Origin of the sequence: Candidatus Chryseobacterium colombiense (assembly GCA_029203185.1) — a bacterium.
GTDB classification, from domain to species: Bacteria; Bacteroidota; Bacteroidia; order Flavobacteriales; family Weeksellaceae; genus Chryseobacterium; species Chryseobacterium colombiense.
Window position 1 is genome coordinate 2,163,274 of the sequence record CP119310.1, and the last position, 15,436, is coordinate 2,178,709.

At 34.9% G+C, this 15,436-nt stretch carries 13 protein-coding genes; 2 read left to right on the plus strand and 11 right to left on the minus strand.

What is annotated here, in order from left to right; all coding sequences use genetic code 11:
• Positions 1-26: 26 nt before the first annotated feature.
• From P0Y62_09650 to P0Y62_09665, 4 genes are all read right to left on the minus strand, one after another.
• Positions 27-2,411 carry a TonB-dependent receptor gene (locus tag P0Y62_09650; protein WEK68138.1) on the minus strand — a complete coding sequence of 795 codons (2,385 nt, stop codon included), beginning with the start codon at positions 2,409-2,411 and terminating at the stop codon, positions 27-29.
• A gap of 324 nt (positions 2,412-2,735) precedes the next feature.
• Positions 2,736-3,092 carry a hypothetical protein gene (locus P0Y62_09655; protein WEK68139.1) on the minus strand — a complete coding sequence of 119 codons (357 nt, stop codon included), beginning with the start codon at positions 3,090-3,092 and terminating at the stop codon, positions 2,736-2,738.
• A gap of 279 nt (positions 3,093-3,371) precedes the next feature.
• Positions 3,372-5,300 (minus strand): ABC-F family ATP-binding cassette domain-containing protein, encoded by a 1,929-nt coding sequence (locus P0Y62_09660; GenBank protein ID WEK68140.1) that lies wholly within the window; start codon positions 5,298-5,300, stop codon positions 3,372-3,374.
• A 114-nt stretch (positions 5,301-5,414) separates the two neighbouring features.
• Complete coding sequence (locus P0Y62_09665) at positions 5,415-6,035, minus strand: DUF5715 family protein (GenBank protein ID WEK68141.1); 621 nt, start codon at positions 6,033-6,035, stop codon at positions 5,415-5,417.
• Between the two features lie 208 nt (positions 6,036-6,243).
• Here P0Y62_09665 and aqpZ point away from each other — a divergent pair, with 208 nt between their 5' ends.
• The gene (aqpZ, locus tag P0Y62_09670) at positions 6,244-6,978 is read left to right on the plus strand and encodes an aquaporin Z (GenBank protein WEK71793.1); all 735 of its coding nucleotides are present in this window, start codon (positions 6,244-6,246) and stop codon (positions 6,976-6,978) included.
• Between the two features lie 82 nt (positions 6,979-7,060).
• Here the strand turns inward: aqpZ and P0Y62_09675 are convergent, their stop codons facing one another.
• From P0Y62_09675 to aceB, 7 genes are all read right to left on the minus strand, one after another.
• Complete coding sequence (locus P0Y62_09675; GenBank protein WEK68142.1) at positions 7,061-8,047, minus strand: acyl transferase; 987 nt, start codon at positions 8,045-8,047, stop codon at positions 7,061-7,063.
• 186 nt (positions 8,048-8,233) lie between these two features.
• On the minus strand, positions 8,234-9,007 hold the full coding sequence (locus P0Y62_09680) for a UDP-2,3-diacylglucosamine diphosphatase (protein WEK68143.1): 774 nt from the start codon (positions 9,005-9,007) through the stop codon (positions 8,234-8,236).
• Between the two features lie 15 nt (positions 9,008-9,022).
• Entirely contained in the window at positions 9,023-9,469 is a 447-nt protein-coding gene (locus tag P0Y62_09685) for a 6-carboxytetrahydropterin synthase (protein ID WEK68144.1), read from the minus strand.
• Positions 9,470-9,534: 65 nt separating this feature from the next.
• Positions 9,535-10,197, minus strand: coding sequence for a Yip1 family protein (locus P0Y62_09690; GenBank protein ID WEK68145.1), 663 nt, complete (start codon positions 10,195-10,197; stop codon positions 9,535-9,537).
• 43 nt (positions 10,198-10,240) lie between these two features.
• Positions 10,241-10,624, minus strand: a complete 384-nt coding sequence (locus P0Y62_09695; protein WEK68146.1) for a thioesterase family protein — start codon at positions 10,622-10,624, stop codon at positions 10,241-10,243.
• Between the two features lie 98 nt (positions 10,625-10,722).
• Positions 10,723-12,003, minus strand: coding sequence for an isocitrate lyase (gene aceA / locus P0Y62_09700; GenBank protein ID WEK68147.1), 1,281 nt, complete (start codon positions 12,001-12,003; stop codon positions 10,723-10,725).
• 226 nt (positions 12,004-12,229) lie between these two features.
• Positions 12,230-13,804: a malate synthase A gene (gene aceB, locus P0Y62_09705; GenBank protein WEK68148.1), complete on the minus strand. Its 1,575-nt coding sequence runs from the start codon at positions 13,802-13,804 to the stop codon at positions 12,230-12,232.
• Between the two features lie 126 nt (positions 13,805-13,930).
• Here aceB and P0Y62_09710 point away from each other — a divergent pair, with 126 nt between their 5' ends.
• Complete coding sequence (locus P0Y62_09710; protein WEK68149.1) at positions 13,931-15,406, plus strand: helix-turn-helix transcriptional regulator; 1,476 nt, start codon at positions 13,931-13,933, stop codon at positions 15,404-15,406.
• Positions 15,407-15,436: the final 30 nt, after the last annotated feature.

Genomic DNA, 15,436 nt, shown 5'->3' on the forward strand with positions numbered 1-15,436 from the left:
ATTTTGTTTAAGATAATTTGAGTCCTTTAGAACCTGTATCTAAAGTTTAAAATAAAATTTCGTCCGGCCTCATCGGCAAAGAATCTCATGCGATTCAGATAATCTCTGTACGAAACATTGAAAAGATTATTCACAATAAGACCTGCAGAAAGATTTTTACTGATATTGATTCCCGTTTGGATATTCCAAAGAGAATAACCACTTGGCGGAGTACTCAGATCAACTTCTTTCTGCACTTCTTCCCCGTTGATATAAATGGGAATAGTTGCATTATAAACAGGAAATCTATTTTGTGTCAGAAAGGTTTGATTTTCTAAATTAAAATAGAAATGATTCCAGCTTTCTTTATGAAACTGCAATGCATTGGAAAAATTCGGAGGCATCATCAAAATCAGCGGAACATGATGTGTATCGTCCTGTCCGTAAACATAACTTCCTTTTCCCACATAGGCGAGATTATCTGTAAGCTTGAAATTAACATCTAAATCTATCCCATACATTTTCGCATCGATTTGCTGATAAGACCACACGGGAAATACTCCTCTGATCGTATTTTGCACCCCGGTCGGAACTTCATTGATGAAATTTTTGGTAATAAAGAAGTAAGGATTCACGGAAATATTTAACCCTTTCAATACATTGAATTTAGAATCAACAGTAAGATTAAACTGATGTCCCTGCTCATTTTTTAATCCCATATCACCGATTTCGATCACGGAAGCAGAATGATGCAAACCGTCTGAAAATAATTCAGCGATATTCGGCGTTCTTCCCACTTTTGCATAATTAAATTTCAAATCGAAATTACCATTCGGACGGTATTCCAGCCCCGCATTGAACGAAAAATTCTGATAATTCAACTGAGGTCTCGTCAAAATTCTGTTTTGATCCGTTTTTACATAAAACTGCGGATAAGAATCTGCGTATCGATTTTCCCAATCGCTTTTATCATACCATTTCGTAACGTCATAACGGGTAAAATCATATCTCGCACCTGCTTCCATATTGAAATCATGCGAAATTTTATATTTAAAAACTGAATAAATTCCGGCAGCATATTTATCATAATTCGGAATTAAACGTCTCGCTTTGGTCGCAGGATCAGAATAATTGTTCTGAAAACTAGCATCAATCCCTGTTTCCAAAGAGAATTTACCTCTTTCCAATAGATCATTAAGATTAAATTGGTGCGTCATTAACTCCAGATCAAGCGAAGGCGTATCTTTCAGTTCTCCTCTTCTAATGTCATATTCCTGCCTGTGATTATACTGATAACTGTATGTTGCAGAAACTTTCCCGATATTTCCAAATCTTTTGAATGCAGAAACTTTCGCAATATGATGTTCAATCACCTGTCTCGGGTTATCAATATTATAACTGAAATTTCCTGTATAGACCGGAATTTTAGAAGTGATTGCATTATAAAAATCCTCATTATTCCCCACGTGAGAACCTCTGTAGATTCCGATATTCTGGTTGGTTAAATAATAATCAAATGAAATTCCTCTTTCATAGGTATTATTCTGAACTGTAAAATTAAAGGAAGAAAAATCCATTCCCGTATTCATCAAATTATAGTCAGGAGCGTGCTGATCTCCTAATTTTTTGATGCTTCCACCTGTTTTTACAGCCCAACCGTTTTTCCAGACTTTTGCAATATCTGCATCAACGCCGAGACCTTTTCCGTTAGAAATTCCGGAAAGGTTTACAGAACCTTTTATCGTATCTTTTTTAGGAAAAATTTCAGGTTCCATTACCACAACTCCACCAATGGCATCACTTCCGTACTTCAGTGCAGAAGCTCCCTTGATTACATCAATATGCTGAAAATTATTGATATCAACATTCGGAGCGTGCTCTACTCCCCACTCCTGTTCGGCAAGTTTTACCCCATTATTCAGAATAGAGATTCTGCTTCCGTAAAGCCCGTGGATAATAGGTTTTGAAATATTATTTCCCGTTTTTAAAGCACTTACTCCTGAAATTTTTGTCAGTAGATTCCCCAGGTTATCTGTAGAATTCCTTTCGATTTCAGATTTATCAAGTGTTTTTACGACCAAAGAACCATTGCTTTTGTGACTTCCATGAATGGTTACCGTTTCAATATCCTGAATATGGTGCTCAAGAGTAATTGTTAAATGCAGATCCTGAGTAAGTCCTATATTTTCAGTATAATCATTACAATCAGGATGTTTAGCAATGAGTATATATTTTCCTGCAGGAATTTTATTAAAAGAAAACCTGCCGTTTTTATCTGTTTGTGTAGAGAAGTTCCCGATTTTTACCACTGCATTTTCCAGCATTGTTTTATCATGAAAATCCTGAATGTTTCCTTCTACCTTATAATAAGTTTGTGCGTTTGCAATTGCAAATCCACAAAGGATCAGCATAAAGCTATAGATCAATTTCATTGTTAAATAGATTGATTACGTACGTTTTAAGTTGCTCATTATGAGTAATGATTAACTTAAAAATACATTTCGTTAAAATTTGAATTGGATTTTGTTAACTTAAAACTGTAAATCTATACGCTCAATTTTGAACCATTAAGATTTTTATTTAAGCATTTTAGAGTAATTAAGCTTTGCTTTGCTTTTAAGAGATACTAAAAAAATCTATATGATTTTTCTTAACAAACTTAACTCCTAAATTCACCTTAATGGTTTAAAAGCACTAAGTTAGTTTCATTAAAACACCTTATTTAAAGCAAATAAATCCGAAAAAGAATTTAAAAACTAAGAAATTGAGGGCGGACCGCGAAGCTGAAAAGTGAATTTGGTCTGAGACCATACTTTCTCCTGAATAGCAATGATCTGCTTTACCTCATGGGTATAATTTTCAAAAGAAAAACTGAAGTCTTCAGGAACCAGAGTATGTCCTGTAGCTAAGAAATGACAAGCCAAACAGTCTGCTGCTTTTTCCTTTGCTATATTTTTTGTAATTGTATTTTCTGACTTTTTGAAATTGAAGCTTTTAAAAACCTCTTCAGAGCTGTGATTGTGAAAGTTCTGAGAAAACAGTGCAAGAAAATAGATTCCAAACAACAATTTGGAAATAAAATTCTTTAGATTTCTGCTTTCTTTAAAAATCATATGCCAAAATTATAAAAATAATTTAAGTTTTTAGATTAAAGTTTTATTAAAATACTTTGAGTAATGAGTAGAAGACAGTGAAGTTTTGTTACAAACTTTGTTATTAATTTATTAGAGATGCTTCGACAGGCTCAGCATGACAACAATATATTTTTAATTCTTCGAGAATCTCAGCATGACATCACTACAAATTGACCGCTAATAAAACAGTTAGTATTAGAGAAATGTCATGCTGAGCGAAGCCGAAGCATCTTTATAATATGATGATTAATTCAAAAATTAATCCAGCTGAGTTCCCAAGTATTCCCATTCCTGCAAAGCAAGCTCAAGTTCTTCTTTAGTTTTGTTATATTTTTCTAAAGTTTCATCAGACGGGTTTTCCTTGGTAAAAGAAGCTTCAAATTCCTCTACTTTTGTTTCAAGATCAGAAATTTTTTCTTCTACTTTTTTAATTTTATTCTGGATATTCTTCTGCTCTTTGCTTAGAATCACATTCGACTGGCTGGCTGCAACAGGTTTTTCCTCCACCTTTTTTTCCTCAACCTTTGGTACTTCATTGTGAAGTTTTGCTTTTTCTGCAGAAATTTCTCTGATAGATTCTTTTTGTCTGAATTCAAGATATTCGTTAATGTCTCCTAAGAATTCTTTCATTTTACCATCGCGGAATTCGTAGATCTTATCACAAAGCCCCTGTAAGAATTCCCTGTCGTGCGAAATCACAATTAATGTACCTTCAAATTTCTGAAGAGCCAATTTGATAATTTCCTTAGACTGAATATCCAGGTGGTTTGTAGGTTCGTCCATGATCAGTGTGTTGAACGGACGTAACAACAATTTACAAAGTGCTAAACGGTTTCTTTCCCCTCCGGAAAGTACTTTCGTCTTTTTGTTTACAGCTTCACCCTGGAAAAGGAAAGATCCTAACAAATCCCTAACTCTCGGTCTTGTTTCTTCTGTTGCGGCATCTTCCGCCTCTTCCTGAACCGTTTTATTCGGTGTTAAAACTTCCTCCTGATTTTGAGCGAAGTAACCAATGTTTACATTATGTCCGAGATTCCAGGTTCCTGAATAATCTTTGATATCTCCTGCAAGAATTTTCGCCAAGGTCGTTTTTCCTTGTCCGTTTTGTCCAAGAAGCGCGATTCTGTCGCCTCTCTGAACAATAAAGTCAACGTCATCGAAGATTTGCTTTTCACCGTACGCTTTTCCTAAGTTTTCAGCTTCGAAAATAATTTTTCCTGGAACCTGTGACTGAACGAAACGAATATTGAATTTAGAAACGTCTTCATTATCTACTTCAATACGTTCAATTTTATCTAATTTTTTAATAAGCGACTGTGCAAAAGAAGCTTTGGTAGCACTTGCACGGAACTTATTAATATTATCTTCCATCTGCTTGATTTCCGCATCCTGATTCTTTTTAGCTTGAATCAGTTTTTCACGGCGGTCTTCACGCATGATCAGATATTTGGAATAATTGGCTTTATAATCATCCACTTTTCTGTTGTTCACATCAAAAGTTCGGTTACAGACTGCCGTCATAAACTGTTTATCGTGACTTACCAATAAGATAGCTCCGGGATAGTCTTTCAGGAAATTTTCAAGCCAGATGATGGATTCCATATCAAGGTGATTGGTGGGCTCATCGAGAAGCATTAAATCATTCTTTTGAAGAAGTAATTTTGCCAATTCAATTCTCATTCTCCAACCTCCGGAAAATTCGTCTGTAATTTTATGAAAATCGTCTGCTTTAAAACCTAAACCGAATAAAACTTTTTCGATATCACCTTCCAAATTGTAGGCATCGTGATGCATCAAAAGATCATTCAGATCGGTCATCCTATTAATCAAATCTGTGTAAGAATCACTTTCATAATCGGTTCTCACAGTCATTTGATGATTGATTTCTTCTAATTCTTCTTTCCATGCATTGATCTGTTCAAAAGCTTGCATGGTTTCATTCCAAACGGTTCTTCCTTTCACAAAATCCAAATCCTGTTTCAAAAATCCGATGGTGACATTTCCTTCTGGAATAACGTTCCCTTCGTAGAAAGTAATTTCTCCGGAAAGCATTTTCAATAAAGTGGATTTCCCCGCCCCATTTTTACCAACCAAACCAATTTTATCATCCTTTTTAATCGTGAAATTCACGTTTTGAAACAAATAGTTTCCTGAATGATGTAATCCTAGACCTTGAACCGAAAGCATGTTAAATAATGATTAATAGTGAATAATGAATTTTCGCGTGCAAAAATACGGAAAAAGAAATGAATTTAATGAATAGAAAATTTTAACGGAAATTTGCGCCGTCATTACCCATCATCAATAGTTTCTTACGGTAACATGAAAACAGCTTTGCTGCCTTTCTTTGATGTAATAGATCCTCCCCAAATCGTAATAATATTTCAAAACCTTTTCTAACGCCAATTCCATTTTAGGATTATATTTCAAAACATTATTAAATCGCACATAAGAAATATCGAAAGAATTACCGTAATTATGGGAACTGATTCCTAATGCAGCATTAGAATTCACTCTTCTCAGACGACACTGATCCTCTAATGTTCGTGTAATGGATGAAACCGTAAATGTATGCCCTTTTGTTTCTTTGCTAAAACGGGTTCCGATTTTTTCGAGCATTAATTTACCTTTTGAAACCATCCAGGCTCTGCTGTAATCTAATTTTTGCACTGTATATCCCTTTCCCGTCTTTTTTATTTTGTGAAATTTACCGTTATTGATATATTTCTGAACATCCTTAGAATCCTGAAGAAGTTTTATTCCAAAACTTTTAGAAGCATCCAAGTGTGGCTTATATAGAAATGTAGGTTCTACTTTCATTACCTGGCTCAAATCGTAACATGGTAGTGCTTTTTTTAAAGACTGAGCATGATAAGTATACCAATTAAAAGACAAAAAAAACAGACATACACATTTTTTCATTCAACTGATTTTTGAATTTATAAACAAAAATTACTACTTAATTTTACAGCATTCAAATTCCGTGCTACCATTCTTACAGCTTACTTTTAACGATTTTATTAAATTAAAAACATTATTTCAAATTACCTACAAATATTTTCTATAATTTATCTTAAAGTTTAATATTTTAATTATAAATTTGAGATAACATACAAAATTAACATATATGATAAAAAAACTTTTTGCTGAATTTTTCGGCACATTCTGGCTTGTTTTCGGAGGTTGTGGAAGTGCAATTTTCGCTTCTCAAATTGCTCCGGCATCTACTGGGCAAATGGGTATACTTCTTATAGGAGTTGCTTTAGCATTTGGACTTACTGTACTTACTATGGCCTATGCCGTAGGACACATTTCCGGAGGACATTTCAATCCCGCTGTTTCATTCGGTCTTCTAGCCGGAGGAAGGTTCCCTGCAAAAGATCTTATTTCTTACGTTGTTGCACAATGTTTAGGCGCTATCGCTGCAGCAGGAGCATTATATACTATTTTAAACGGTTCAGGAACCCCTGATTTTTCCGGTCCGGGAGCTTTTGCTACCAACTTTTACGGGGAAGCCGTCTATTTCGGAAAAAGCTATTCTATGGGAGCCGCTTTCCTGACAGAGTTTCTCTTAACTGCATTTTTCCTGATCATTATTATGGGAGCAACGGATAAGTATGCCAATGGAAAATTTGCAGGTATTGCTATTGGGTTGGCGTTGACGTTAATCCACTTGATTTCAATTCCTATCACGAATACTTCTGTAAACCCTGCAAGATCTCTTTCTCAGGCTGTATTTGTAGGAGGTAACGCATTATCCCAATTATGGTTATTCTGGGTTGCACCTATTTTAGGCGGTGTTGTTGGAGGATTGATTTATAAATTCCTGCTTCAGAATAATCAGGAGGAAGAACTTGCCCATTAAGAGATATAGCACAATCTATAAGATATTTATAAATAAAAATCCTGTTATTACTAACAGGATTTTTATTTTATTTTTTTATTTTCTAGGAAACAAGAAGGCTGCATCCGCGAATATCCGAGTGGTCAATCCTTCCCAATACCTGAAATTTATTTCCGATTATTTTACCCAAATCCTGTGTTGCAATAAATGAACACGAATGGATATTGGCTAAATCAATAATATTAATCGCGCCGGTTCTTCCTTCTTTTTCATAAGCAAAGGGGTCTTCGGCATTTCTAATCATCACTTTCATCCAATTAGGGCAATCATATTCGTTATTTCCTAAAGAATAAGCCTGGGAAAGAAGCTCTGTCATAGAATATTCTGAATAAATTTTATCTGTTCTAAAACCGTTTTTTAAGATTTCCAGCAGTTCATCTTTGGTCATTTCTTCTTTTCGTCCTTTCATTCCTCCGGTTTCAATAACAATGAGATTTTCAAGAATATTCAGAGATTCATCGCTGCGCTCGGAATGACAGTAGTCTAGGAAATCCAGTAAAGCAAAGGAAACTCCAAAAAGTATTACTTTTTTATCTTGCAGTGTATTTAATAATTCAAATAAGTCCGAGTGATTGTAAAGGAAATACCCGTTTTCAGGTTTGGCGGATTTCTTCATTAAATAATCTACCATATAAATCAATGAAGAATTTTGTCTTTCAAGATAACTTGGCAGCAATCCCAAAAATATGAAGTCTTCAGGTTTTCCGATAAACTGTTCGAAGCTTCTATAAATACTTTCCTGATAAATGTTTTCATCCGCGATGAAATGTTTTGACAAATTCATCTGAGTGGTTCCTGAACTCTGAAAAAAGAGATCTGTTGCTATATTGCTGTCAACAACTTTATGATTTTTAAACATTTCTATGGGAAGAAACGGAATTTTCTCAAGTGTTGTCACCTCATCAGGCTTTATATTAAGATAGCTGACAAAATTTCTATACACCTCTATATGATCATATTGGTAACGGAAAACTTTTAATGATTCAGCCAAAAAGTCTTGTTCTGTCTGTATGTCAAATATTGTACGCAATTTTCTAAAATTTATTATTAACTCAAAATGAGACACTTACATTTAAAAATGAAAAATTTTAATCATTTATTAATATTGAAAGTAAATTTTGGTAAAATTCTTGCAATTAATTCACCGGAATATGGATTAAAAACAGGATGAATTAATTTTCTATCCGAAGATTACCTCAGTATGAGGTAATTTTTTTTATTTTTTTTCGAAAGTTTTCAGTTCAAAATCTTTTTCAAAAACACCGTAAGTGAAATATGAAATCCAATCTCCCAAATTGATATACTTCGCCTTTCCTTGCAGATCCAAAACCATCGGAAGGTGGCGATGACCATAGATGAAGTAATCTATTTTTTCGGTTTCCAGCTTCTTTTTAGAATAGATAATTAAAAACTCTTTGTCTTCTCCCAGAAATTCCTTGTCTTCATCTCCTGAAATCATTTTGTTTTTCTGTGACATATACAATGCTATTTTCATTGCAATATCAGGATGAAGCCATTTGAAAAACCATTGAGCAACAGGATTGGTAAAGACTTTTTTCATTCTTTTATATCCTTTATCTCCCGGTCCCAAACCATCTCCATGGGCTAAAAGAAACTGCTTTCCACCCATTTCAAAGTATTGCTTTTTATAAAAAACCGTACATCCGATTTCTTCTTCCAGATAATCTTTCATCCACAGATCATGATTGCCAACAAAGAAATAAATATGAATTCCCTTATCTTTTAACTCTGCTATTTTTCCTAAAACACGCACATAGCCTTTTGGAATTACATGTTTCCATTCGTGCCAGAAATCAAAGAGATCTCCCATTAAAAATAAAACCTGAGCATCATGTTTAATTTCATCCATCCAACGGATAAAACGCTCTTCACGCACTTTGCTTTCCTTGGGATTAGGCGCACCAAAATGCTGATCTGAAGCGAAATATACTTTTTTTCCAGGTTCTAAATTGATGGTTGTTTTTAACACCGTTTTCGTTTTAAATTACTGATTATCTTCTGCAAACCACTCTCCGTAAGAGTTTTCCGTTTCATGAAGTTTAAGATAAGCCAGAGAAATTCCTTCCGGAAGTCTCGACTTTATTTTCGCGGCAATAGCGTATAACATATTTTCGCAGGTCGGCTGAAATGAACAATAAATCACTTTATGCCCCTGGTTTTCAAGACCTTCTCCTAATTCTTTATGAGGAGAAAGCGCATTGATCATCACTGCATGATCCCACACATCTACAATTTCAGATTTCACAATCGTTTTAATATCGCCAAAATCTACCACCATTCCATTTTTAGGGTTCTCCAAATCATTTATCGGTCTTCCTTTCACCGTTACGAATAGTTTATAGGAATGCCCATGCATATTTTTACATTTTCCGTCATAATTATACAGCACATGAGCTGTTTCGAATGTAAAAATTTTTGTAATACGTATCATGGTGCAAAGATAAGGAAATTCAATGTTTAAAAGAATGACCTTGTTCTGACTTTATATGTAGGAATCTATCTTGAAAATACAATAATCAGTAGCAAGATTGGAACTACTATAATCAGTATGGGCAAAATTAAATTCAGGATTGCTTTCCCAATAGAAAATTTTTGCACCACAGAAAGGCCAATGACTGTAAAAATTAACGTTACAATCGACAAGCTAAATTCACAAAATGCAGAAGTCCAAAAAACAACATTAACTAAAATTCCTTCAGAAGCATAGTCAATATCTTTAAATAGATTTCCTCCGTAAACAGCAATTTGCGGAATTAGAAAAACCAGAGAAACAACAGATGGAATCGTTGCATATACTATTATCCTGAATATTGATGATGTATCGCCCGAACCATTTAACCACTTTCCTGTCCAACTCAGTAATGCCGCATATATATAATAGGAAATCCAACCTAAAAGCCCACCCATTATAATACAAATGAGGACTATAGAAACAAGAGAAGAATTTTCTCCCATGTTTTTTGAAGAAGCACGATCAAAAGCACTTGATATACCGGCGAGAAACATTATAACATACAAATATTTCTCATATTTTGCCTCGTTAATAAATGTAAAAATTCGTTTGGGTTCTGTCCAAATTTTCGTGAAAATATCCTGATCTGAAAGAACATCATATTTTTCAAATTCGGCAAACTGATCTTCTGTGTTTTTTATTTCCATGGAGTTTTATTAAGTCACGAAAATAATCATATTTCCTAAAAAATCACAATTTATCCAGCCAATCACTTTCCAATCTTTTAATTCTCTGCGTTTCCACATCTACCAACACCCAAAGCGTACTTGAATCCACGACCAACTGATCATTGCAGTAAAATTCAACTTTTCTCGGCTGTCGAATTCCTTCAGGTGCCTTCGGATAAGTTTTTATGGTAATAACATCATTAAGATAGACCTGTTTTTTATATTGAATATGATGATCGAGAAGCATCCATGCGAATTCTGAAAACTCGGTTTTATGTTTTACAAAATCCCAATGCTCCCCGGCAATTTCTTCTACCCAATGAACATACTGTACATTGTTGACATGATTATTTCCATCAATATGTTCTTCCGTAACCTGTATCTGTTTTTCAAAAATCAAACTCATCTTCTCCAAATATTTACTCAAAAATAGAATATAAAAAGCAAAACCTCCCTAAAACAGAGAGGCTTTAACAACTAGAATTTATTTTAAAAATGGACTTTCTAATGAAATTGTGCCGTTTCTGTAGAATCTTTCATTGCCACCGTTGCAGAAGAACCATTGGTCACAATATTCTGTACCTCATCAAAATATCCGGTCCCAACAAAAGACTGGTGTTTCACTGCTCTGAAACCCTGTTTCTGTAAAGCAAATTCACGTTCCTGTAATTCAGAATAACCAGCCATTCCTTTTTCTTTATAAGCTAAAGCCAGTTCAAACATTGCTGTATTTAATGCATGGAAACCTGCCAATGTGATAAACTGGAATTTGTAACCCATTTTCGCCAATTCTTCCCGGAAGTTTAACATCTCATCAACACTTAATCTTGCTGCCCAGTTAAAAGATGGTGAACAATTATAAGCCAACATTTTACCCGGAAATTTAGCATGAATTCCTTCTGCAAAACGTCTTGCCTGCTCCAGATCGGGGTTTGAAGTTTCCATCCAGATCAGATCTGCGTACGGAGCGTAGGACAATCCTCTGTCGATTCCCTGCTCCACTCCATTTTTCACAACATAAAATCCTTCCGAAGTTCTTTCTCCCGTAACAAATTTTTTATCTCTGTCATCAATATCCGAAGTAAGCAGATCCGCTGCATCAGCATCCGTTCTTGCAATAATTAAAGTCGGAACCCCTAAAACATCTGCAGCCAAACGAGCTGAAATCAGTTTATTCACAGCTTCCTGAGTGGGAACCAAGACTTTCCCGCCTAAATGACCACATTTTTTCGCTGAAGACAGCTGATCTTCAAAATGTACCGCAGCTGCTCCTGCTTCAATCATCTGCTTCATGAGTTCATAAGCATTTAAATTACCACCAAAACCCGCTTCCGCATCTGCAATGATCGGAACCAGATATTCTTTTTCTCCACCACCGTTTACGGATTGGATCTGATCCGCTCTCAGCAAAGCATTATTTATTTTTTTCACTACAGAAGGTACTGAGTTTGCCGGATACAACGACTGATCAGGATACATTTCTCCAGATAAGTTTGCATCCGCAGCAACCTGCCATCCTGAAAGGTATATTGCTTCTAAACCAGCATCTACTTCCTGTACCGCCTGGTTTCCGGTTAAAGCACCTAATCCGGCAACAAAATCCTGAGTAGTTAGTTTGTTCCAGAATTTCTTGGACATTTCTGCTGCAATCGTGTATTCCAATTTATAAGAACCACGAAGTTTCAGCACATCTTCAGCTGTATACGGTCTTTTCACACCGTTCCATCTTGGATTTTCAAGCCAGTCTTTTTCTATTTCCTGGATTTGTTCCTGTGTTGTTTTCATATTATTTTGGGTTTAAAGTTTAAGATTGTTAGGTTCGAGCTACGAGGTTCAGGTTTTACCAATTCGTCAGTTCGAGTAAAAATTATTTGTAATGCAATGAAGAGTGATTTTGTATTGAGAACCTTTATTTTTAAGTCTTTTTAAATTTTTTATTAAAAACTTCTCGATACGATTTTTTCAAAATCTACTCGAAGTGACGTTGTGTAAAATATTTCGTCTTACCAACCTATATAAAAGGATAAGCTTTCAGAGTCAGAAATTCCGCAAAGTTTTCACAGAAAATCAGTTCATTAAAAAGTTCTTTTGCCAGACTGAATTTCCCGTTTTTAAATCGCTCTGAACCAACATATTTTTCAATACGTTCCAGTTCTTCGAATTCCCACTGAAGAATCATTTCTCTGGTTAAGGTTCTGTCATCATTCAGCACCGCTTCATTCTTCAGCCATTGCCATACCTGAGTTCTCGATATTTCTGCTGTTGCCGCATCTTCCATTAAATTATAAATTGCAGCTGCACCTACTCCCATTAACCAGGATTCGATGTAAAGAATTCCTACATTGATATTTTTCCGAACTCCTTTTTCCGTAATTTCTCCTTTTGGAATCTCAAGCAAATCACTTTCTGTGATGTGATAATCAAACTTTTTATCAATCTGATTTGGAGAAGGCATAAACTGATCGAAAATGCTTTTTGCTACCGAAACCAGCGCAGGATGTGCAACCCAGGTTCCGTCGTGTCCGTTTTTTACTTCTCTTTCCTTATCGCTTCTCACTTTTCCGAAAGCAATACTATTGGCTTCATAGTCGTTTTTTATCGGAATTTGTGCCGCCATTCCCCCAATTGCGTGAACATTTCTTTTATGACAAACCTCGATCACCCTTTTTGAATACGCACTCATGAAAGACGAAGTCATTGTCACCTGATCTCTATCCGGAACGATAAATTCAGGAAGGTTTCTGAATTTTTTGATGAATGAAAAAATATAATCCCAACGTCCGCAATTCAAACCAGAACTGTGTTCTTTTAATTCAAATAAAATTTCATCAATTTGAAACGAAGCGGTAATGGTTTCTATCAGAACTGTTGCTTTAATGGTCCCTTGTGGAATTCCCAGATAATTTTGAGAAAAGGCGAAAACGTCATTCCACCAACGGGCTTCTTTGTAATGCTCTAGTTTGGGAAGATAAAAATAAGGACCACTCCCATTTTGCAAAAGTTTTTCTGCGTTTCTGAAAAAATAGATTCCAAAATCAATTAACGACGCTGAAACCTGTTCACCATTAATTTCAATATGCTTTTCATTTAAATGCAGTCCACGTGGACGAACTAATAAAACCGCTGTTCTCTCATTCAAATGATATGATTTTCCCTGCTCATTTGTAAAATCAATTTTTCTACTGATTGCATCGGAAAGATTAAGCTGTCCTTCCATACAGTTTTTCCATGTGGGAGAATTACTGTCTTCAAAATCAGCCATAAAAGTTGAAGCTCCCGAATTCAGGGCGTTGATAATCATTTTACGATCAACAGGTCCTGTAATTTCCACTCGCCTGTCCAATAAATCTTCGGGAAGAGGAGCACAAACCCAATTTCCTGTTCGGATTTCTCTGGTTTCAGGTAAAAATCCAGGAAGAATTCTTTGATCAAATTCCTGCTGTGTCTTTTTTCTGTCTTCTAAAAGCTCCAATCTTTTCGGATTAAAATTCTGATGAAGCTCTACTAAAAAATCGATTAAATCATTGGTAAAAATTTCTTCAAACTGTTTCTCTGACTTTATTTTCAATTGAGTTTTAGTTTCCATAACGTACTGATTTTGTGATTTAACATTACAAACATAAATAAAAATTTTCACAAATAGCGAACGTTCGCTAAATTTATTTAAAAAATTATTATGCGAAAAATCGCTTTTAACTCTTATCTTTGAGTTATGAATTCAGACAGCGACTTTATTAAAACGGTTTTCGGGTTAAAACTCAAACAACAGAGACAGAAGAAAAACTGGTCTTTGCAGGGCCTTGCATTGAAAACAGGATTATCAAAATCCTATCTGAATGAAATTGAAAACGGAAAAAAATACCCGAAGCATGATAAAATCATCCAGCTTTCCGAAGCATTAAACTGTACTTTTGATGATCTGGTTTCTACAAAGCTTGATAAAAGCCTTGCCCCGTTTAATGAAATTCTGCAGTCTGATTTTTTTAAAGAAATTCCTTTGGAACTTTTCGGGATCAATAAAAACAATCTGATCAGCATTATCAGTGATGCGCCCAAAAAAGTGACCGCTTTCATCAATGCTTTAATTGAAATTTCACAGAATTATAATTTAGGAAAAGAAAGATTTTACTTTGCCGTATTACGGTCGTTTCAGGAATTATATGACAATTATTTTCCGGAAATTGAAGAAAAGGCATTGCTTTTTGCGGAAGAAAACCAATTAGAAATCAGTAAAAATTTACAGCCAGATATTTTAGAAAACATTTTGATTGAGAGATTTAATTACAGTATTCAATCTGAAAATTTCGAGCAATATGAAACTTTGGATAAACTCCGTTCTTTGTTTGTTCCTGAAAAGAAATTACTACTTTTAAACAGAAAATTAGAACAGGATCAGAAAACTTTTATTCTTGCTAAGGAAATAGGCTTCAATGTATTGGAACTTAAAATTCGCCCAAACACCTATTCATGGCTGGATTTTGGAAGTTTTGAAGAAATATTGAATAATTTTTACGCTTCTTATTTTGCAGGAGCATTATTGATTTCAAAAGAAGAAACTATCGAGAAAACTTCTGAATTCTTCCTGCAAAACGATTGGAATCCCTGTAATTTTGAAAATCTGATTGAAAGTTTCACCCATTCCCCTGAAACATTCTATTATCGGTTAACCAACGTACTTTCTTCCGGATTGGGAATTAAGGATCTGTTTTATTTATGTCTGGTCAAAAAGAAAAATTCAGATAAAATTCAGATTTTAAAAGAACTCCACTTAAATCACCAGCAAGCTCCACATGCGAATGCGACCAATGAACATTATTGCAGAAGATGGATTGCCGTAAAAAATCTTCATCATTTAAAGGAAAATGAAACATTAACAGATGCCCAGATTTCACATTACAAAGATCAGGGTTTCAGTTACCTGGTAATTTCCACTTCCCAGAAAAACCCTTTCTCCGACGGGAGCAACCGAAGCTATTGTTTAGGGATTTTATTGAATTCTCAAACCATTAAAAAAATTAATTTCATCAAATCTCCTACTTTGAAAACCATTAATGTGGGAGTAACCTGTGAATCCTGCAGTATCGCCGATTGTGAAGTAAGGCAAGCTCCACCAATCCGTTTAGAAAAGGAACACTTCAATTCCAGCATGAAGAATTCCATTGAAAAATTGAGGAAAGATATTTTGTAAATCTTTGTTCTGATGTTCTATCTAAAATTT